18 protein-coding genes are annotated in these 20,263 nt (G+C 70.3%); 4 read left to right on the forward strand and 14 right to left on the reverse strand.

Features of this window, described 5'->3' with window-relative positions:
• Positions 1–110: 110 nt before the first annotated feature.
• Both ABGB10_RS00005 and ABGB10_RS00010 read right to left on the reverse strand, forming a co-directional pair.
• The gene (locus ABGB10_RS00005; protein ID WP_347658713.1) at positions 111–611 is read right to left on the reverse strand and encodes a hypothetical protein; all 501 of its coding nucleotides are present in this window, start codon (positions 609–611) and stop codon (positions 111–113) included.
• A 96-nt stretch (positions 612–707) separates the two neighbouring features.
• Positions 708–1,553 (reverse strand): SAM-dependent methyltransferase, encoded by an 846-nt coding sequence (locus tag ABGB10_RS00010; protein WP_347658714.1) that lies wholly within the window; start codon positions 1,551–1,553, stop codon positions 708–710.
• Positions 1,554–1,785: 232 nt separating this feature from the next.
• Between ABGB10_RS00010 and ABGB10_RS00015 the strand changes: the two genes are divergently transcribed.
• Entirely contained in the window at positions 1,786–5,247 is a 3,462-nt protein-coding gene (locus ABGB10_RS00015; RefSeq protein WP_347658715.1) for a ThuA domain-containing protein, read from the forward strand.
• Positions 5,248–5,389: 142 nt separating this feature from the next.
• Positions 5,390–5,926 carry an AAA family ATPase gene (locus tag ABGB10_RS00020; RefSeq protein ID WP_347658716.1) on the forward strand — a complete coding sequence of 179 codons (537 nt, stop codon included), beginning with the start codon at positions 5,390–5,392 and terminating at the stop codon, positions 5,924–5,926.
• A gap of 58 nt (positions 5,927–5,984) precedes the next feature.
• On the opposite strand, the gene ABGB10_RS00025 is transcribed toward ABGB10_RS00020, so the two are convergent.
• The 3 genes from ABGB10_RS00025 to ABGB10_RS00035 form a co-directional block, all read right to left on the reverse strand.
• Positions 5,985–8,975 (reverse strand): S8 family serine peptidase, encoded by a 2,991-nt coding sequence (locus ABGB10_RS00025; RefSeq protein ID WP_347658717.1) that lies wholly within the window; start codon positions 8,973–8,975, stop codon positions 5,985–5,987.
• Positions 8,976–9,370: 395 nt separating this feature from the next.
• The gene (locus ABGB10_RS00030) at positions 9,371–9,661 is read right to left on the reverse strand and encodes a hypothetical protein (RefSeq protein WP_347658718.1); all 291 of its coding nucleotides are present in this window, start codon (positions 9,659–9,661) and stop codon (positions 9,371–9,373) included.
• A 118-nt stretch (positions 9,662–9,779) separates the two neighbouring features.
• Positions 9,780–10,055 carry a hypothetical protein gene (locus ABGB10_RS00035; protein ID WP_347659238.1) on the reverse strand — a complete coding sequence of 92 codons (276 nt, stop codon included), beginning with the start codon at positions 10,053–10,055 and terminating at the stop codon, positions 9,780–9,782.
• On the opposite strand from ABGB10_RS00035, the gene ABGB10_RS00040 reads away from it, so the two are divergent.
• Both ABGB10_RS00040 and ABGB10_RS00045 read left to right on the forward strand, forming a co-directional pair.
• On the forward strand, positions 9,946–11,028 hold the full coding sequence (locus tag ABGB10_RS00040; RefSeq protein ID WP_347658719.1) for a GntR family transcriptional regulator: 1,083 nt from the start codon (positions 9,946–9,948) through the stop codon (positions 11,026–11,028). The two genes, ABGB10_RS00035 and ABGB10_RS00040, sit on opposite strands and share 110 nt — an antisense overlap.
• Positions 11,025–11,750, forward strand: coding sequence for a protein phosphatase 2C domain-containing protein (locus tag ABGB10_RS00045; RefSeq protein WP_347658720.1), 726 nt, complete (start codon positions 11,025–11,027; stop codon positions 11,748–11,750). The genes ABGB10_RS00040 and ABGB10_RS00045 overlap by 4 nt, the downstream gene beginning before the upstream one ends.
• Before the next feature lie 44 nt (positions 11,751–11,794).
• Here ABGB10_RS00045 and ABGB10_RS00050 read toward each other — a convergent pair whose 3' ends face one another.
• The 9 genes from ABGB10_RS00050 to ABGB10_RS00090 all read right to left on the reverse strand — a co-directional run bounded on the left by ABGB10_RS00050 (position 11,795) and on the right by ABGB10_RS00090 (position 20,238).
• Positions 11,795–12,958 (reverse strand): hypothetical protein, encoded by a 1,164-nt coding sequence (locus ABGB10_RS00050; RefSeq protein ID WP_347658721.1) that lies wholly within the window; start codon positions 12,956–12,958, stop codon positions 11,795–11,797.
• Positions 12,951–13,754, reverse strand: a complete 804-nt coding sequence (locus ABGB10_RS00055) for a sugar phosphate isomerase/epimerase family protein (protein WP_347658722.1) — start codon at positions 13,752–13,754, stop codon at positions 12,951–12,953. Before ABGB10_RS00055 ends, ABGB10_RS00050 begins: the two co-directional genes overlap by 8 nt.
• Positions 13,751–14,926, reverse strand: a complete 1,176-nt coding sequence (locus ABGB10_RS00060; protein ID WP_347658723.1) for a dihydrodipicolinate synthase family protein — start codon at positions 14,924–14,926, stop codon at positions 13,751–13,753. The genes ABGB10_RS00055 and ABGB10_RS00060 overlap by 4 nt, the downstream gene beginning before the upstream one ends.
• Positions 14,923–16,074, reverse strand: a complete 1,152-nt coding sequence (locus ABGB10_RS00065) for a Gfo/Idh/MocA family oxidoreductase (RefSeq protein ID WP_347658724.1) — start codon at positions 16,072–16,074, stop codon at positions 14,923–14,925. Before ABGB10_RS00065 ends, ABGB10_RS00060 begins: the two co-directional genes overlap by 4 nt.
• A gap of 38 nt (positions 16,075–16,112) precedes the next feature.
• Positions 16,113–16,907: an ABC transporter ATP-binding protein gene (locus ABGB10_RS00070; RefSeq protein ID WP_347658725.1), complete on the reverse strand. Its 795-nt coding sequence runs from the start codon at positions 16,905–16,907 to the stop codon at positions 16,113–16,115.
• Between the two features lie 4 nt (positions 16,908–16,911).
• Positions 16,912–17,916, reverse strand: a complete 1,005-nt coding sequence (locus ABGB10_RS00075) for an ABC transporter substrate-binding protein (protein WP_347658726.1) — start codon at positions 17,914–17,916, stop codon at positions 16,912–16,914.
• Positions 17,917–17,939: 23 nt separating this feature from the next.
• On the reverse strand, positions 17,940–18,908 hold the full coding sequence (locus ABGB10_RS00080; RefSeq protein WP_347658727.1) for an ABC transporter permease: 969 nt from the start codon (positions 18,906–18,908) through the stop codon (positions 17,940–17,942).
• Positions 18,909–19,184: 276 nt separating this feature from the next.
• Positions 19,185–19,901, reverse strand: a complete 717-nt coding sequence (locus ABGB10_RS00085; protein ID WP_347658728.1) for a cupin — start codon at positions 19,899–19,901, stop codon at positions 19,185–19,187.
• Positions 19,894–20,238, reverse strand: coding sequence for a cupin domain-containing protein (locus tag ABGB10_RS00090; RefSeq protein ID WP_347658729.1), 345 nt, complete (start codon positions 20,236–20,238; stop codon positions 19,894–19,896). The genes ABGB10_RS00085 and ABGB10_RS00090 overlap by 8 nt, the downstream gene beginning before the upstream one ends.
• Positions 20,239–20,263 lie beyond the last annotated feature (25 nt).

Raw genomic sequence — 20,263 nt, forward strand, 5'->3', positions numbered from 1 at the left:
GGTGCGACACGCCGAGCTGACGGCGCCGCCGACCGCCAGGTGACCCTGCCGACGGCTTGAGCAGGACGCCAGGACGGGGCGGGAGGGGTGCCCCGCCCTGGCGTCGCCGATCACTCCGACCGGTCCGCCCGCCCCCGGCGCCTGACCTCCGCTGATCCACGGACGTAGGTGACGGTGGCCCCGACCAGCAGCACCGCGCCGGCGAAGAAGTAGGTGTTGATGGCGAGGCCAGCCCAGAACTCACCGGTGGAGATGTCCTGGGCACCCACGAAGCCACCGCGTCGGACACCCGTCACCATCAGCAGGTTCTCGACCAGTCCCGGGGCGCCCCGGACGACGAGCAGGACGCTCCCGAACCACAGCGGTGCCAGGATCGTCCACCGGGGCAGGCGTCGAGCCCATGGGCGGACCGTCGCGACGAGGACGGCCGCCCCGACGGTCGACATCGAGATGAGTACGACGTTGAAGATCACGTAAGCCCGCCTGCCCCCAGGGCTGTGGACGGTCGGATCGTCACCGGGAAAGAACACCAGGACCACATGGGACGCGATGAAGAAGATCAACCACGCCAGGGCGCCGTACGCCCACTGACGACTTCTGCGAACGGGCATGGAAGCACTCTCGCGGGGGCGGCACGATGACGCCTCCCGCCGTCGGTGGTTCCGACTCCCCCGGTAGAGAGAAACAGGGAACCTCGACCCGCCCGGTCAGGGCTTGCGGGCCACCGCGCCGTAGATGGAAGCGTCGGCCAGGGGCGGCCGCTGCTCCGGTGGCACCGGCGAACGCCACTCGGTGACCGGGACGATGCCCGGCTCGGCCAACTCCAGGCCGGTGAAGAAGCGGGCGAACTCGGCGCGGTCGCGGGGCACGGCATCCTGCTTCATCCGGCCGGCGGCGAACTCGGCTTCCATCCGCTTGACGATCTCGGCGGGGATGTGATCGGTGGTGAAGTGGGTCAGGGCGAGCCAACTCCCCGACGGCAGCGCGTCGAGCAACCGGGCGACCTGCTCGTGCGGGCGGTCGTCGTCGGTCAGGAAGTGCGTCACGGCGATCAGCACCAGAGCCACCGGCTGGGACAGGTCCAGTGTGGTGTGCAGCTGCGGGTCGGCGAGGATCTTCTCCGGGTCGCGCAGGTCGGCGTCGAGGTAGGCGGTGGCGCCGGCCGGGTCGCTGGTCAACAGCGCCCGGGCGTGGACCAGCACCATCGGGTCGTTGTCGACGTAGACCACCCGGGCCTCGGGCGCGACGGACTGCGCCACCTCGTGGGTGTTGTCGGCGCTCGGGATGCCGGTGCCGATGTCGAGGAACTGCCGGACGCCGGCCTCCTCGGCGAGGAACCGGACGGCACGGCCGAGGAAGGCCCGGTTCTCCCGGGCGAGGGTGCGCACCCCCGGATAGACGGCGGCGATCTGGTCGCCGGACTCCCGGTCGACGGCGAAGTTGTCCTTGCCGCCGAGCCAGTAGTTGTAGCGGCGGGCCGGGTGCACCACCGTGGTGTCGATCCGGTCGGCGCCCCGACCCTCGGGTGATTCCGACGTGGACGGCACCGTCACGAGACCTCCCCAGGTCAACCGGCTGCGCCGCCGCGTGGCGCGACGCACGATCTGACCATGGTAGGTGCTGGGCGTGGGTGCCCGGGGCCCGTCCGGGCCCGCCGGCACGGCGACGACACCGCAGGAAACCGCTTACCCCCTCCTATTGACGCTCGTCACTGGCCCTCAGTACCGTGGTGCGGGCAGCGAGAAAGCGCTTTCCGACCCTCACCGTCCAACAGGGAGCGCCCCTATGCCCCGAAACCTCCGTTCGCTCTGCCTCATCCTGCTCGCCGTCGTCGCCGTGGTGAGCACCACCACCGCCCTGCCCGCCGAGGCCGCACCCCGCTTCCGGGTGCTGGTCTTCTCCAAGATCACGAACTTCTACCACGACTCGATCCCGGCTGGCATCGCCGCCATCCAGCAACTCGGCACCGCCCACAACTTCGAGGTCGTCGCCACCACCGACGCCGCCGCGTTCACCGACGCCAACCTCGCCACCTTCGACGCCCTGGTCTTCAACAACACCAACTCGCTTCCGACCTCGGGTGACCTGCTCAACGCCAGCCAACGGGCCGCGTTGCAGACCTTCATCCGCAACGGCGGCGGCTGGGCCGGCCTGCACGCCGCCTCCGCCAGCGAACGTGACTGGCCGTGGTACGAGGGTCTGGTCGGCACGATCTTCGACTACCACCCCGACTTCTCGTCCACCGGCGGCACGTTCCCCGGCCGGGTGAAGGTGCTCGACCGGGCACACCCCTCCACCCGCAACCTGCCGGAGCTCTGGGAGCAGAGCGAGGAGTGGTACAACTGGCGGACCAACCCCACCGGCAACGTGCACACCCTCGCGCAGATCAAGGTGCGGGACGGAATCAACGGGCTGGACGAGGGCGTCGACCACGCGTACTCCTGGTGCCAGCGCTACGACGGCGGCCGGTCCTGGTTCACCGCCGGAGGGCACGCCAGCTCGCAGTTCAGCAGCGCGACCTTCCTGGAGCACCTGCGCTACGGCATCGAGTGGGCGGCCGGCGCGGTCGCCGGCGACTGCTCGGCCACCAGGACCAGCAACTTCGAACGCGTGGGTCTGGTCACCGAGAACCTGGCCGACCCGTTCGAGCTGGCCGTCGCCCCGGACCGGAAGGTCTACTACATCCAGCGCACCGGCGCGCTGAAGGTGGTCAACCAGGACACTCTCCAGGTCACCACGCTGCTCGACTTCGCGTACACCTCGGCGATGACCGACCAGTCCGACGGGCTGCTCGGGATGACCCTGGACCGCAACTTCGCCAGCAACGGCTGGATCTACCTGCTCTGGTCGGACAAGACCCTCAAACAACTCAACCTGTCCCGGTTCACGGTCGCCGACAACAGCGTCGCGCTCTCGTCGGAGAAACGTCTGCTGACCATCCCCACCTATCGGGGTGAAGGCCGGGCCAACTCGCACATGGGCGGCTCGCTGGCCATGGACGGGGCCGGTCGGCTCTACGCGGCGATCGGCGACAACACCGACCCGTTCGCCTCCAGCGGCTACACCCCGATCGACGAGCGCTCCGGCCGCGCCGCCTGGGACGCCCAGGGCACCGCCGGCAACACCAACGACCTGCGCGGCAAGATCCTGCGGATCACCCCACAAGCCGACGGTACGTACACAGTGCCGAGCGGCAACCTCTTCGCCCCCGGCACCGCGAGGACCCGGCCGGAGATCTACGCGATGGGCATGCGCAACCCGTTCCGGATCACCGTCGAGCCACAGACCAACGCGGTCCTCGTGGCCGACTACGGCCCGGACGCCCGCGCCGCCGACGCCAACCGCGGCCCGGAGGGGACCGTCGAGTTCAACCGGATCACCGCGGCCGGCAACTACGGCTGGCCGTACTGCGTGGGCAACAACATCCCGTTCAACGACTACAACTTCGCCACCAACACCTCGGGGGCGAAGTTCAACTGTGCCGCGCCGGCCAACAACTCCCCCAACAACACCGGCCTGACCACCCTGCCAGCGGCGAAGTCGGCGCTGGTCTGGTACGCGTACTCGGCCTCCACCCAGTTCCCGGAGTTGGGCACCGGCGGTGGCGGGCCGATGAGCGGCCCGGTCTACGACCACGACCCGGCCAACACCCGCACCACGAAGTTCCCGGAGTACTTCGAGGGCAAGTGGATCACCTATGAACTGACGCGCAGGTGGTTCAAGACGCTTTCGATCCACAAGACGGCGCAGACGTTCAGCAACACGCGCTTCGGCCCGACCGCCGTGGGTGACCTCCAGTCGATCAACGGGATCTTCGGCAACATGAGCTGGATCCAGCCCTTCGAGGCGGAGTTCGGCCCGGACGGTTCGCTCTACGTCATCGACTTCGGCGAGGGCACCGGCAGTGGTCGCGGCGGCAGCAACGCCGGCGCCGGCATCTACCGGATCGACTACGTGGCCAACGGGCGGCCACCGACCGCGAAGATCGCCGCCAGCCCGGACAGCGGACGCGCGCCGCTCACGGTCAGCTTCTCCTCGGCCGGCACGACGGCGGGTGACGGCACGGCGCTCAGCTACGCCTGGGACTTCACCAACGACGGCACCACCGACTCGACCGCCGCCAACCCGAGTCACACCTACTCCACCGCCGGACAGCACACCGCGCGGCTGACCGTCCGCAACAGCGGAAACGGGTTGACCGCCACCGCGGTCACCGACGTGGTGGTCGGCAACACCCGCCCCAGGGTGACCATCAGCGTTCCCGACGGCGGCTACTTCGACTTCGGCGACAAGATCCCGTTCACGGTGACGGTCACCGACCCGGAGGACACCACCATCGACTGCACCAAGGTGACCGTGCAGACGCAGCTCGGCCACGACTCGCACGCCCACCCGCTGGACGTCTACACCGGCTGCTCCGGGCTGCTCTCCACGGAGGCGGACGCCGGTGACGGGCACGGACCGGGGCAGAACCTCTACACCCTGATCACCGCGCAGTACACCGACGGCGGCGCGGCCGGCGCACCGGCGTTGACCGGCTCGACCCGCGTGCAGTTGCAGCCCAAGAGCAGGGAGGCCGAGCACTTCAGCGCCCAGTCCGGCGTCACGGTCAACGACCGGGCCACCGCCCGTGCCGGTAAGCGGCTCGGCGACGTCGACCACAACGACTGGGTCGCGTACGGGCCGGTGGACCTGCGCAACATCGGCTCGGTGACGCTCGGGGTGACCAACGGCGGCGTCGGCGGCACCATCGAGCTGCGTACCGGATCGCCGACCGGCACGCTGATCGGCTCGGCCGCCATCGGCTCGACCGGCGGGTGGGACAATCTGGTCTCCCCCACCGTCACGCTGACCAACAAACCGACCGGCACCACCACCCTGTACGCGAAGTTCGTCAACCCCGCCCAGACCGGCGGCACCCCGGACCTGCTCGCTCTGGACTGGCTGCGGTTCAACGGCGCCGGGGTCAAACAGGAACCGGGCGGGACGTTGTCCCTGGCCGCCAACCCGGCCAGCGGCACCGGAACGCTGAACACCACGCTCACCGCCACCGCGACAGCGCCGTCCGGGCAGAGCATCACCGACTACGCGTGGGACTTCGGCGACAACAGCGCCATCGCGCACGGAGCGACCCTGCGGTCGATCGCCCACAGCTACCCGCGCAGGGGCACCTTCACCGCCCGGGTGACGACCACCTACAGCAGCGGGGAAACCCGCTCGATCAACCTGACCGTCACGGTCAACTGATCGGTAGCGGTGGCGGGCGGGGCCCCCCCCCCCCCACCGCTCCGGGCTCCGGGCTCCGGGTGAGCTGTCAGCCGCGCGTGGACGATCGCGACCGCCGTCGCTACCCGGCGTACCCGTCACCCATCCGACTCGGGGAGCCCGCATGAGCAATCGGTACGTCGTCATCACCGGCGGGCCGGGAGCCGGCAAGACCACACTGCTCGACAGCCTGCGGCGTGCGGGACACGCCTGTATCGAGGAAGCCGGGCGGCAGATCATCCAGGACCAGCTTCGCATCGGTGGTCAGGCCCTGCACGGCGCGGATTCCCGGCTGTACGCCGAGATCACGCTGAGCTGGGAGATCCGCTCCTACCGTCAGGCCAGCCAGCACACCGGCCCGGTCTTCTTCGATCGCGGCATTCCGGACCTGGTCGGCTACTACCTCCTGCTCGGCTGGCCCGTACCGGACCACGTGGCGGCGGCAGCGCGGCAGTTCCGCTACCACCGGCGCGTCTTCATCGCCCCGCCGTGGCCGGAGATATACGCCAATGACAGCGAGCGGAACCAGGACTTCACCGAGGCGGTACGCACCCACGACGCCATGGTCAGCGCCTACACCCAGCTCGGCTACGAACTGAGTGCCCTGCCACTGAGCGACGTCGACTCACGCCGCGCCTTCGTCGAACGACTAGCAGGCTGATCGTGCGCCCGGGCCGTGGGGCGGTACGCAGCGGCACCGCCCCACGACTCAGAACGGGTTACTCCCAGGAACTCTGCTGGGTGTAGACCAGGTTGCCGGGGACCACCGTGCCATTGGTGCTGTACTCGGTGTACGCCCAGAAGTCACCCTCGGCCAGCGGCTTCTTCGGCTTCAGCGTGAAGTTGAAGCCCTGACCGCGCTCTGCCGTGGAGGGCAGCGTCAGCGTGGCAGGTGAATACTTGGCGTTACGGCCGATGATGGCGTAGCCCAGGTCGAAATCGACCACCGGACCACCGGGGAACTGTGCGAACACGTACGCGGTGTAGCGCCCCGGCTCGGGCAGGAACTTGTACGCCTGCTCCGCGCTGGTCCAGTACCTGTCACTGCTGTAGATGAGGGTGTCGCCCTTGTACAGGTACAGATCGAGGTTCGTGTTCGGGTCGTCAGTGTTGGCTTCGACGACGATGCCGGCAGTGTTCGCTGGCACGGTGAAGTCGACCTTCTTCACTCCGGATGCCTTCGGGTCGAACACCCCGCCGTAGACGCCGGCCGGAATCGAGTACGACTCCCGCTGCATCGGCGTGTAACCGGTGCTGCGACCGGCGAGCGGCCCGCTGAAGCCCGGCTGGACCAGGCCGAAGGCACCGTTGGCCATCCGGCCGAACTCCTCCCCGTCGTCACCGTACGGCCGGGCGGTGATCCCCCACGGACGGGCGGCGACCGGGATGCGGGCGGTGTGGGTCCTGCCGTGCCAGGTGATCGACCCGGTCACGTACCGGTCCCAGGGCGCGCTGCCCCGGCGCACGGTGATGGTCACCGTCGCGGACTTGCCGGGCGCCAGCGTCACCGAGGCCGGAGTGACGGTGACCTTCATGCCGGGCAGACCGGACACCACGGAACGGTAGGTCTCCTTCGCCTTACCCACGTTGGTCAGGGTGCGGGTGAGGGTCACCGGGCTGGTCCCGTCGTACTCCCGCAGTGAGATGGCCGGCAGGTTGAGTTCCTTGCCGTCAGGCGCGGCCGTCTCGCTGAACTTGACCAGTTCCGCCGCGGTCGGCTCGATGACCAGCCCGGGGTCGGTGGCCCCGGCCAGGTTGATGAAACCGCTGCCCTGGTCCAGGGGGTTGCTGGTGCCAACGGTGTCGGTGGCGGTGGTCCGCAGCGCCGACGCGACCCGGCCCGGTGACCAGTCCGGGTGCGTGGCCCGCAGGATCGCTGCCGCGCCGGCCACATACGGCGACGCCATCGAGGTGCCCGAGTACGCGTCGTACTGCCGCCCGAAGTTGCCCGCCGGCGAGACCGCGGCGATGATGTCCGACCCCGGGGCGACCAGGTCCGGCTTGAAGACGCCGTAGGTCACCTTGTCCGGACCGGTGGAGGAGAAGTCGGCGACGCTGGGTACGCCCGGGACGCTGGAACCGTCGCCGCCGGTGCGCACGGACGCCTTCGCGTCGGTGGGGTGGCGCATCAGGTAGTTGAACAACGTGCCGGCCTGCTTCTCGGTCGGCAGGTAGACCACCGGGAAGTTGTAGATGGAGTTGACCCGGTAGTTGCCGACCGGGTCGAACAGCACCATCGCAGCCCCGCCCTTCTCCTTCACCTCGTTGGCAGAAGCGAAGGTGTCGGACAGCGCGCAGGCAACCACCTTGCCCTTGATCTTGGCAGCGTCGAGGCTGCCGGGCTCGCAGTACACCGCGCCCAGATCCGGCGATCCGGCCTGGTCGCCGAAGACCATCGGCCGTGCGTCGCCACCGGGCAACGCGTCCAGGGAGCCGCCGACCAGCTTCGTGCCGTCACCGAGCTTGATGGTCGCCTCGTCGAGGTTCGTCACCGCCGCGCCGACCGTGGTCACCCACGGTGCCGCGTTGCTGATCGCCCCGCTCACGATGCCGGTGTTTCCCGCCGACGCCGCCACGAAGACCCCGGCCAGCGTGGCGTTGAGGAACGCGATGCCGATCGGGGTGTTGGCCTCCCAGTCACCGAGCTGGGAGCCGATCGAGAAGTTGATCACCTGTACGCCGTCGGCGACGGCCGCGTCGATGCCGGCGATGATGTCGGCGTCGTAGCCCATGCCACCCCAGAGCACCTTGTAGACGGCGATCTGGGCGTCCGGGGCCACCCCGGAGACGGGACCGAAGCGGCGACCGTCGATCGTGACGTTCGAAATCGGCAGGCCGGCCGCCGTGGAGGCGGTGTGCGTGCCGTGCCCCGCCGCGTCGCGGGGGGACAGGAACTCGCCCTCGGGCACCGAGCCACCGCCGGCGAGCCACGAGTCGGCGAAGTACCGGGCACCGACGATCTTGCCGTTGCAGTGCTCGGCCACGAAGGCGACACCGGTCTGGCAGGTGCCGCGCCAGTTCGCCGGGGCGGGCATCTTCTTGGCGAACGACGCGCTCTCCGGCCAGATGCCGGTGTCCAGGACGCCGATCACCATGCCGGCGCCCGTGCCGGGGCCAGGCTTGCCGGCCTTGTCCGGCTTGCCGGCGACTCCCGCTCCCGCCGACTGGTCCAGCTCTTCGGGAGTGGTGGTGGCCGGGGTGTTCGCGGTCGGCGCGGTCGGCGGCGGCGTCGGGGTGCCGAGCGCCCGCGAGGCGGTCACGGCGCGGACGCGCTTGTCCGCCCGCAACGCGGTGACCTGTTGGCTGGTCAGCTTCGCGGAGAACCCGTTGAAGGCGGTGGTGTAGACCGCGTTGACCTTGACTCCGGCTGCGGCGGCGACGGCGCCCCGCTGCGCGTCGAGGTGCCGGCGGTACGCCTGGGACGGCGTCGACGTCACGTCCAGCCGGTTGCCCGCCGCCGGGCGGGTCCGCGCCAGACCGGACACCCCACCCGTGTACGTGGTCAGCGGGGCTTCGGCCAGCTCGACGACGTACATGCCGGAGCCGGTCTCGTCGACGGCTGCCTTCGGGGTGGCCGCGTCCTTGCCGCCGGGCCGGCGGTCGGCCCCGTCGGTGAGGGTGACCTTCCGGTCGGACCCGGTGGTGAAGTAGCCGGCACTTCCGCCGGCGCCCGCTGGCCCCGCAGGTGCCGCCGACGCCGTTCCCGCCACAGCGGTGGTACCGCTGATCAGGGCGACGACCAGCGTCGGTATCGCTAGTCTTCGCAGCCTGTTTCCGCTCGTGCCTGTAGCCACGAGGCTCCTTTCGGTTGCTCCCTTGTGGAGCTTCTTCATCGATCGCGACCCGCATATGGGAGCGCTCCCCCACCTAAGCCGCCGACGGTTAATCGATGGTTTGCGCGGTGTTACGGATCGCCGGTGCGTATAAGATCACGTTCTGCCGCCCGCGCCTAGATCAAGTTTTCCCGATGCCATGAGAGCAGGGTGAACGCTCCCACCGGGCCAGGCCGAGCAGCGGCATGACGCCGACCTCGGCGAGACAGGATCGAGCAGCACCCACACCCCGACCACGCCGGATCCGCGAGGTGGCGGCCGTTCCGGCGTGGTCAGTCGCCGATGAACCACAGATAGAGGTGTGTTCCCCGCTCGACGACCCGGCCCAACTCGCGGGCCTGACCGACCCAGTCGCCGGCCAAGACGGCGGGAAGCCGGTCCAGTTCCGCCAGCAGCAGCGGTATTTGCCGCTGGTTGAAGACCGCATCGCCGTGCGGAGTCAAGGCCTGGAGCATCGGGAACCCGGCAGGGTCCAGATCCGCGAACGCATCGGTCCATCTGACGCCGGCCTCGGCGCGGGCCATGACATTACCGCCGTCATCACGCACCGCCATATTGATCACCCCGCCGGCCCTATCGGTGCCCACTTCGACCGATGAAGGGACTCGCGATCATGACGTTCCCCGGGCTCCGGCCCTGTCCGAGGAACTCGACAGGCTGCGGAAGGCAGGAGGCGCACGTTCAGGAGCCTTGCCTGACCTTCGCGATGTTCAGATCCAGCATGGGGCCGAAGAACCTGGTGAAATCTTCCAGACAGTCCGATCGGAAGATCTCCCGCGCGCCATCGAGGATGGCCACCACTCCGGATGGAAGGTCGAAGAGGTAGCCAATAGGCTCCTCGTCCCTGATGAGAACGAAGACCTGCGGCACCTCGGCTACGACAACCGTCGGGATCTCAGGCACCGACGGCTTGCTCACGGGCCGCAGCTCGTCCGACTCGCCACGATTTCCAGTCACGTACACCCTCCTCGTGAGACACCCTGATGTGCCGGTCTCGGCAGGTGAACCGGCCACCAAGCCCCACCTCACCGAATTGTCTTGGGACAATCCGTACGAGATAGTGTGGGGACAATCTGACCCAGAGTCAAGGATTGTCGTAGGACAACCGGGAAGGGGTGTGGACGTGCCGCTGCACTCGCGCTACCTGGACATCGCGTCCAAGATCCGAGAACGGATCGAAGCCGGAGAATGGGCGCCCGGTACACGGCTTCCGACCCTCAACGACCTCGCCGCCGAGTATGGCGCCAACCGCGACACCATCGGTCGGGCCATCGCCCTCCTTGAGACAGAGGGCTATGTGTGGGCCGTCCAAGGGCGCGGCATCGCCGTTCGGTACGGCACCATGCGCCCACGTCGACCACGTGGTGACTTGGTCAAGCGTAACGAGCAAGCAACCGGATACTCGTTCCCCTCAGCGAGCAGCCAGGAGGTATGGGTTCGCCACGGCGACGCCGTCAGCGCACCGGCCCCGCTGGACAATCCCCGCATCGCCAAGCTTCTCGGCGTAGACCCTGGCACCGAGGTGCTTCGCCGGTTTCGGGTCACCGGGCCGGCGTCCGAAGCCCCATTCCAGATCAATGTCTCGTGGATTCACCCGCGTGTCGCCGACATCGTCGCCGACCTGGACGCGAACCCCGCCGCTGGCGAGTGGCTGCACCACATCGAAAACGCTGGCCACTGGCCCATCAGTTGGATGGAGTTTCACCGCGCGCGGATGCCAAGCAAGGACGAAGCCGCCCTGCTGGAGATCCCTACCAACCTGCCCGTACTGGAGATCGTGCGGGTCGGCACCTCGGGGGCCGACAGCAAACCGGTCGAGGTGACCGAGTATGTCGTGGCGAGCGACCGGGTCGAGACGGTCCACGTCTTGCATCGCGCCGACAACGCCCAGCAGCCGTGGCCCGACGCCGGACCGAGAGGTGAGTCATGACCGTCACCCTCACTGTCAAAGCCGCCAGCCGAACACACCAGGGCCTCGTCCGTAGAAGAAACGAGGACTCCTACAGCCAAGGGCAATGGCTCTATGTCGTCGCAGACGGTCTCGGCGGCCACGTCGCCGGTGATATCGCCAGCAGCACAGTGACAGGTATCTTGGAAGCGTATGACCGTCCTGTGCAAGCGAAGGATCTTGCCAGCTTTATCGGACGGGCGATAAACGAGGCGGGCGAGGCATTACGCCGGAAGATCCGCGAGGACCCGAAGCTGGCTGGGATGGGAACCACGCTGGTCGCACTACTGCGGTCCGGCGGGGAGGCGGTCGTGGCGAACGTCGGGGACTCCCGCGCCTATCTGATCCGACGCCACGGCTTTCGAGACGACACGATGCTCCAGGTCAGCGAGGATCACACCTACGAACACCTCGTCGCCGACGCTGGCAAGGTGCCGAATCTAGGCGAGAAACTAACCCGCTTCCTCGATGGCCGCAACGACGGCCGATCGCCCGACCTGACGCCTCTCCAGCTCTGTCCCGGCGACCGAGTCCTGTTGTGCTCGGACGGTCTGAGCTCCTATGTGCCCCACGACCAGATACAGGCCGCGCTCGCTTCCGACAAGAGTCCCGGAGAAGTTGCCGACCAGCTCATCGACCTGGCTGTGGACCAGGGTGGACACGACAACGTCACAGTCATCGTGCTTGACGTGACCCAACGCTAGACGCCGCTCCTCACGACCGGTTGGCCTCGAACCGAACCGCTGACCTAGGTCGCGTCTCCGCGACGCCGCCAGAACACAGTGCACACCCCGGCGAGGGCGAGGCCGAGCAGTGGGGCGACGCCCACGCCGGCGAGCGTGCAGGCCACCGCCAGCAGTGCCGACGGCACCCAGCACCAGGCCGGCACGGTACGCGGCGCACGACCGCGGCGGCGCGCGGCGGCCTCGGTCGCCATCGGCACCACGAGCACCGGCAGCGCGGCGGCCAGCAGCGTCAGCCAGGGCAGCACCAGACGGTCGAAGCGCGCCACCGCCAGCAACCCACCGAGCACCGCGACGGCGAGCATCGCCGCCCGCGCCGGCACCCGCGGCGCCAGGCCGCGCAACGCCAGCGAACCGGAGTACGTGGTGGTCAGCGCGGCGGCGAAGACCGCCACCGCGACGAACAGATTCGCGTACGCGGCCAGGCCCGACCCGGCGGCGAGCAGCGCGACCACGTCCGCCTCGCCGGTCCGCAGCCACAGGCCGGCACCGGCGAGCACCCCGAGCAGCGCCGGACCGATCAGCAGCCCCACGCACCAGGCCAGGTCCCGCCGACGGGCGAGGCCGACGCTGAAGTCGGGTGCGCGCAGTGCGAAGACCGCCGCGTAGCCGATCAGCGCGGCGGCGTCGGCGAACCCACCGAAGGCGAGCCGGACGGGCGCGCCGGGCGGTGGCAGCACGGTCAGGCACCAGCCGACCAGCACCACCGCGCTGAGTGTGGTGAGCACCGCGATCCGGTTGCCGAGTCGGGCCGGCGCCCAGGAGACGGCGAGGACCGCCACCTCCAGCAGGGCCGGCCCCGCCCAGCCCGGCAGCTGGGTCAGCGCGGCCAGGGAGGCCCCGCCGAGCCCGACGTTGAACCCGTTCCAGCCGACCATCGACACGGTCAGCACCGCCGCGAGCAGCAGCCGCGAGGTGTTCCCCAGGTACGCGGGCAGCACCGCGGTCAGCGTCCCGCCGTCGCCGAGGGGCCGGCGCAGACCGATCCGACCCTGCCCCCAGAGCAGTGCCGCCATCAGCGCCCCGCCGACCAGCAGACCGGCCACCGGCACCGCCCCGCCGTGCCGGGCGGCCATCGCCGCGCCGAGCACCAGGGTGGCGGGTGCGGTGCCGATACCCAGCCACGCCCCGACCGCCGCCGGCCAGCGCCGTTCGGCAGTCTCAGACAACGTGGCGCAGGTAGCCGGCCACCGCCGCGTCCAGCACCTCGGCACCCGGGCGCGCCCACACCTCGGCGGAGAAGACCTCCACCTCGATCGGGCCGACGTAACCGGCCGCGTCCACCGCCTCGCGCAGCCGGCGAAGCTCGATGCACCCGTCGCCGGGCAGCGCCCGGCCGAGCAGCACCCCCTCCGGCAGCGGCGTCACCCAGTCGCAGACCTGGAACGCGGCGATCCACTCGCCGGCCCGGGTGATCTGCGCGTACACCGTGTCGTCCCACCAGACGTGGTACGCGTCCACGACCACGCCTACCACCGACGGGTCGAACCGCTCGGCGATGTCCAACGCCTGACCCAGGGTGGCGATCACGCAGCGGTCGGCGGCGAACATCGGGTGCAGTGGTTCGATCGCCAGCCGTACCCCGGCGGCCTCGGCGTGCGGGGCCAGCTCACCGATCGCGTCGGCGACCCGCTGCCGGGCGCCGTCGATGTCCCGGCTGCCCGCCGGCAGCCCACCGGACACCAGCACCAGCTCCGGGGCGCCCAGGGTGGCCGCCTCCTCGATGGCCCGCAGGTTCTCCGCGCGCCAGTCGTCGGCGGAGAAGAAACCACCCCGGCACAGCGAGGTGACGGTGAGACCGGCGTCGCGGACCAGCTTCGCCGACCGGGCCAGCCCGTGCTCGGCCACCGGCTCCCGCCACAACCCGATGCCCGGCACCCCGGCCGCGACGCAACCCGCCACCACCTCCGGCAGCGGCCAGCCCTGGGCGGTGGCCTGGTTGAACGAGAACCGCTCCAGGCTCATTGCTCCACCCCCGCCACGGTGAAGAAGGCCCGGGCGCGGGACGCGGCCAGGTCGGCGTCCGGCAACAGCCCGGCCGCGTCGGCCAGGGTGAGCAGGGTGGCCAGGTGCGCCGGGGACCGGCCGGACTGCGCGCCGCCGACCATGGTGAAGTGGTCCTGGTGCCCGGCCAGCCAGGCCAGGAACACGATGCCCGTCTTGTAGTGCCAGGTCGGGGCCGCGAACAAATGCCGGGCCAGCGGCACGGTCGGTGCGAAGATCCCGTCGTACGCCGCCAGGTCCCCCCGGTCCAGCGCGGCGAACGCGGCGGCGGCGGCCGGCGCGATGGCCGCGAACACCCCGAGCAGCGCGTCGGAGTGCCCCACCTCGTCGCCCCGGATCAGCTCCGGGTAGTGGAAGTCGTCACCGGTGTAGAGGCGTACCCCGGCGGGAAGCCGGCGGCGCAGCGCGACCTCCCGGCCGGCGTCCAGCAGCGACACCTTGATGCCGTCCACAGTCGACTGGTGCGCCTTGATCAGCTCGACGACCGTGTCGGCGGCCAGGTCCAGGTCGACCGCACCCCAGTAGCCGGTCAACGCCGGGTCGAACATCGGCCCCAGCCAGTGCAGCACCACCGGCTCGTCGGCCGCGCTCAGCAGCTCGTCGTACACCCGGAGGTAGTCTTCCGGGCCGCGCGCCGCGGCGGCCAGATGCCGGCTGCACATCAGCACCGGGCGGGCGCCGGCCGCGCGGACGTCGCGGAGCTGTTCGAGGTACGCGGCGGTGACCGCCGCCAGGGTCGCCGGACCGGTCGGCAGCTGGTCGGTGCCGACCCCGGCGACGATGCGGCCACCCACCGCGCGGGCCTCGGCGGCGCTGCGGCGGATCAGCTCCCGGGTGGCCGGGTAGTCCAGCCCCATCCCCCGCTGGGCGGTGTCCATCGCCTCGGCGACCCCGAGCCCGTACGACCAGAGGTGTCGCCGGAACGCGAGAGTGGTGTCCCAGTCCACCGCCGCCGGGGCACCCGGCACGTTCTCCGCCCTCGGATCGGCGACCACGTGCGCGGCGGCGTACGCGATCCGGCTGGTCGCCGGCGCGGCCGGGCGTTCGAAGCCGCCGCCGCCGGTGAACCGGTGCCGCCGACCGTCCGGCAACACCACCTCGGCCGTCACCGGCGGCACCACCTCGGCCGTCATGAGTGCAACTCCGGCACCTCGACCCGACCGCCCTCGCGGGCCGAGCGCAGCCCCAGCTCGGCGAGCTGCACGCCACGAGCGCCGGCCAGGAAGTCCCACCGGAACGGTTCACCGGCGACGACGTGCCGCAGGTACGCCTCCCACTGCACCTTGAAGCCGTTGTCGAACTCCTCGTTGTCGGGCACCTCGGCCCACTGGGCCCGGAAGTCCTCGGTGGCCGGCAGGTCCGGGTTCCACACCGGTTTCGGCGTGACCGCCCGGTGCTGCACCCGACAGTTGCGCAGCCCGGCCACCGCGCTGCCCTCGGTGCCGTCGACCTGGAACTCGACCAGCTCGTCGCGGTACACCCGCACGTTCCAGGACGAGTTGATCTGGGCGATGATCCCGCCGTCGAGTTCGAACACGGCGTACGCGGCGTCGTCGGCGGTGGCCGGGTAGACCTGACCGGCCTCGTCGACGCGTTCGGGCACGTGGGTGGCGGTCACGCAGGACACCGCCCGCACCCGGCCGAACAGTTCCTCCAGCACGTAGTGCCAGTGCGGGAACATGTCGACCACGATGCCGCCGCCGTCCTCGGCCCGGTAGTTCCACGACGGACGCTGGGCGGGCTGCCAGTCACCCTCGAAGACCCAGTAGCCGAACTCGCCGCGCACCGAGAGGATCCGGCCGAAGAAGCCGCCGTCGACGAGGCGCTTCAGCTTGCGCAGGCCCGGCAGGAACAGCTTGTCCTGTACGACGCCGGTGCGTACGCCGGCCGCGTCCGCCGCCCGGGCCAGGTCGAGCGCGGCGGCGGTGTCCTCGGCGAGGGGCTTCTCCGTGTAGATGTGCTTGCCGGCCTCGATGGCCTGCCGGATCGCCTTCTCCCGCTGCTGGGTGACCTGGGCGTCGAAGTAGATCTCGACGTCGTCGCGGGCCAGCGCCGAGGTCAGATCGGTCGTCCAGTCGGTGAGTCCGTGCCGCTCGGCGATCTCGCGGAGCTTCGTCTCGTTGCGCCCGACCAGGACCGGTTCCGGCCAGATGGTCGTGCCGTCGGCCAGCGTCACGCCGCCGGATTCGCGGATGGCCAGCAGCGAGCGGACGAGGTGCTGGCGGTAGCCCATCCTTCCGGTCACACCGTTGACGATGATGCCGATCGACCTGCGGGTCATGGTGTTCCTTCCGTCGTGCTGGTCGTGCCGATCCGCGCTCAGTGGTTGGCGGCCGCGCTGCCGAGCAACCCACGCAGGTCGGTGGCAAGCCGGTCGAAACGGGGATCCGACATCACCTGCGCGTAGTCGCGGTGCGCCGGCAGGTCGACCGGGAAGGTGCGGATGATCCGGCCGGGCCGAGGGCTCATCACCACGACCCGGGTGCCGAGGAAGACCGCCTCGGCGATGGAGTGGGTGACCAGCACGACGGTGGTGCCGGTCTCCCGCCAGATCCGGTGGAGTTCGGCGTTCATCTGCTCCCGGGTCAGCGCGTCCAGAGCGCCGAACGGCTCGTCCATGAGCAGCACCGGCGGGGCGTGCAGCAGCGCGCGACAGAGCGCCACCCGCTGCTGCATGCCGCCGGACAACTCGTGTGGCAGCGCCTTCTCGAAGCCGGTCAGGCCGGTCATCTCGATCAGCTCGTCGGCGCGGCGGGCGGCCTGGGCCCGGTCCATGCCGCGCATCTCGGCCTGGAGCAGGATGTTGGCCCGGGCGCCGCGCCACTCCAGCAGCGCGGCCTTCTGGAAGACGAAGCCGATGTTCTTCTGCGGGCCGCGCACCGGGCGCTCCAGCAGCGACACCGCGCCGCTGGTCGGCGTGACCAACCCCGCGACGATCTTCAGGAGGGTGGACTTCCCGCAGCCGGACGGCCCGACGATCGTGACGAACTCACCGGGTTCGATGTCCAGCGACACGTCGTCCAGGGCGGTGGTCTGGGACCGTCGGGAGGTGAACCGTACGGTCACTCCGGACATCCCGATGGCGGTGCCGGTGGCTGCCGGCGCGGCGGTCACCGGGTCACCCCTGCGCCGCGTACGACGAGTCCCAGTACGCGCTGGGCGCTCCCGGGTCCTTCAGCTCGGCGTAGCGGGACATCAGGTCGATGGTCTCGGTCCACTGGGCCTCGGTGTTCACCCCGGGCGGGCCGTCCGCGCCGATCAGCGGCATGTTGAGCGTGAGCTGCTTGGTGAGCACCTCGGGTGCCGGCTCGTTCTCGGCGAGCGCGGCCATCGCGGTCACCGCACCGGCCGGGTCGCGGGCGGCGTCGGCCCAGGACTTCTGGGTGGCCCGGACGAACTTGCGGACCAGCTCCGGGTCCTTCTGCAGGGTCTGGGTGTTGGCGATCAGGCCGGTGCCGAGCAGGTTCATCCCGTAGTCGGCGAAGAGCAGCACGTCGACCTTCTTACCGGTCTTGCTCTCGATGGTGGGCGCCTGGTCGTGGAAGAAGCCCATGATGGCGTCGACCTTGCCCTCGGCCAGGGCGGCGATCTTGCCGGCGGCGTCGACGTTGACCACCTTGACGTCGTCCTTCTTGAGGCCGTTCTTCTCCAGCCAGGCCGGGAAGGTCGCGTAGAGGGCGTCGCCGGGGGTGCCGCCGACGGTCTTGCCCTTGAGATCGGCCGGGGTCTTGATGTTCTCCTCGGTGAAGAACTCCACCGAGGAGGGACCCTTCTCCAGGTACGCGCCGAGGCTGCGTACCGGCATGCCGCTGGCCACCGACTTGAGCAGCACCGGGCTGTCGGCCCAGCCGAAGTCGGTCTGCTTCTGGGCGACCTGCTTGACCGTGTTGCCCGAGCCGTTGCCCGGCAGGATCTTCAGGTCGATGCCCTCGGCGGAGTAGTAGCCGTTCTGCAGGCCGTAGTAGAACGGCGCGTGCTCTCCGTAGGGCACCCAGTTGAGGGTGAGGGTGACCTGCTTCTTGCCGTCGGCGCCGGTCTTGCCGGCGGAGTCGTCCCCACCGCAGCCGGTGGCGGCGAACAGCAGGGCGGCGGTGGCCAGGATGGTGGTGGCGGTGCGTTTCATCGGTGCCTCCGTGATGGGGTCGGTCAGGAGGTGGTCAGGGACACGCCGGCCCGGCGACTGGCGTGCCACGGGATGAGCAGTGCCTCGGCGATCTCGACCAGGACGAACAGGACGATGCCGATGGCGGACATCAGGATCAGGTCGGCGAAGAGCAGCGCGGAGTCGAGGTTGCCGTTGGCCAGCAACAGGACGTAGCCGAGCCCTTCGCTGGCGCCGACGAACTCGCCGACCACGGCACCGACCACCGCGAGGGTGACCGCCACCTTCAGGCCGGCCATCAGGTGCGGCAACGCGTTCGGGAAGCGGATCTTGCGGAAGGTGCGCCACGGCCCGGCACCCATCGTGGCGGCCAGGTCGAGCAGTTCCGGGTCGGTGGAGCGCAGCCCGGCCACGCCGGAGATGACCACCGGGAAGAACGCGATGAGCACCGCCAGGATGATCTTCGGGGTGAGGCCGAGGCCGAACCAGACCACCAACAGCGGCGCGATGGCGATCTTCGGGATGACCTGTGCGAACAGGACGATCGGGTAGAGCGCCTTGTCCAGGGTGCGGGAGTAGGCGATGGCGACCGCGGTCGCCAGCCCCAACGCGGCGGCCAGCACGAAGCCGAGCACCGTCTCGTAGAGGGTGACCAGGGTGTGGCGGGCCAGTTCGGACCACTGCCCGGTCATCGTCTCCCAGACCTGGCCGGGGGTGGGCACCAGGTAGTTCGGGACGTATTCCTGGGCGGCCACGAACCACCAGGCGGCGAAGAGGACCGCGAGCACCAGCGCCGGGCGCCAGAGCGAGTCGGCGAAGGTCACCGCCCGGCGACCGAGCGTGGGCCGTGGCGGACGCCCGCCCCCGGGTGGCGCTTTCAGCACAGTGGACGAGGCCGTTCCGTCGGGGCCGTCCGTACCGACGCCGCCGGGCCCGGCAGCGGCTGCTCGCGCACCACTGGCCTGGTCGGCGGCGGCCTGCCGGCCCGCCGTGTCCAAAGAGTTCTCGGTCACGCGAAACCTCCTCGGGGCCCGGCTCGATGCCCATGGACCGGGCCGGTCGGCGGATCAGGCAAACGCTTTCCTGGAGCGTAGGCGGCCCCCTCACGCCGGGCAAGGCCTTTCCTCGATCTATTCGTCGATTGCCGGCACAGCAGGTGCTGGGCCGCTCCGAGATCGACTCGGCTTCCTGGAAACCGGGCCGTCGGCAGCCGTCGGACACCGCGACTTCCGTGAGGCCGAGTGGATCACTGAACGGTCCAACCTGGACCGACGGCGGGATCCGCGCCGTCAGCCGGCCGCCGGGTAGGTGTCCAGGAGACCGCACATCCCCAACCGGCCACGTTCGACCGGCGCGTCCACCGCGTACAACCCGGCATCGCGCAGATGCCCGGGATCCCCGCGCTCCAGGGCGTCGAGCTGCACGCCGGTGTCGGCGGCGGCCCGGCCGGCGCCGGCCGCCCACCGCTGCCGCCACCGCGCCAGCAGCGGCTCGCGCAGCGCGACCGCGGCGGCGTGGAAGGCGGCCAGCGCCGTCGGCCCGCCGGACCGCAGCGCCTGGAACCCGGTCACCGCCAGATCACGTCGGCGGTACGCGGACCGCACGTCCACGCCCGGCGCTCCCCCGTCAGGCAGCGCCGCCGCTGCGGCGTACGCGGCCGGGTCGGCCAGCACGTCGGGCGGGAAGGTCAGCACGGCGTCACCAGCCTCGGGCAACCCGCTGTTCTGCATGAGCACCACGATGGTCAGCCCGCCCCCGTTGACCAGGCGGTGCACGGTGCCCGGCTCGAACCAGACGACCGCCCCCGGCCGGAGCGGCGTCTCCCGGAAGCCGGCAGCGGTCAGGGTCTGCACCGCGCCCTCGCCGTCGGTCACCACGTAACCCTCGGTGCAGCACAGGTGCACGTGCGGGGTGCCGCCCACCAGCCCGTCCGGGGCGACCGTGTCGTAGACGCGCAGCCGGGAGACCCCGATGCCACCAGGCAGCGGGGCCGACCGGTCAGGCATCGAAGTACTCGTCGGTGTCGTCCGCCGCCGGCAACGACACCAGCAGAACGGTCAGATCGCCGATGGCCCGGTGCCGGCAACCCGGCTTGATCAGGAACGCGGACGTCGGTCGGGCCGGATGACGGACGCCGTCCAGCTCGACCTCGCCCTCACCGGCGAGCACGATGTAGTACTCGGTGGCGATCCGGTGGTGGTGGGTGACCGCGTCCCGCACCTGGAGCAGGTGGACACTGGTCTGTCCGTCGCTCTCGGCGATGAAGCCTCGGCGGGTGGTGCCACACGAGCAGCGTCTGGCGGGAAGTTCGTCGAGTTGGAGTACCGCGAAGCGATCGGACACGGCCGGGCCTCCCTGCGGGAAAGGG

The organism is Micromonospora sp. B9E7, from assembly GCF_039871815.1.
Classification (GTDB): domain Bacteria; phylum Actinomycetota; class Actinomycetes; order Mycobacteriales; family Micromonosporaceae; genus Micromonospora.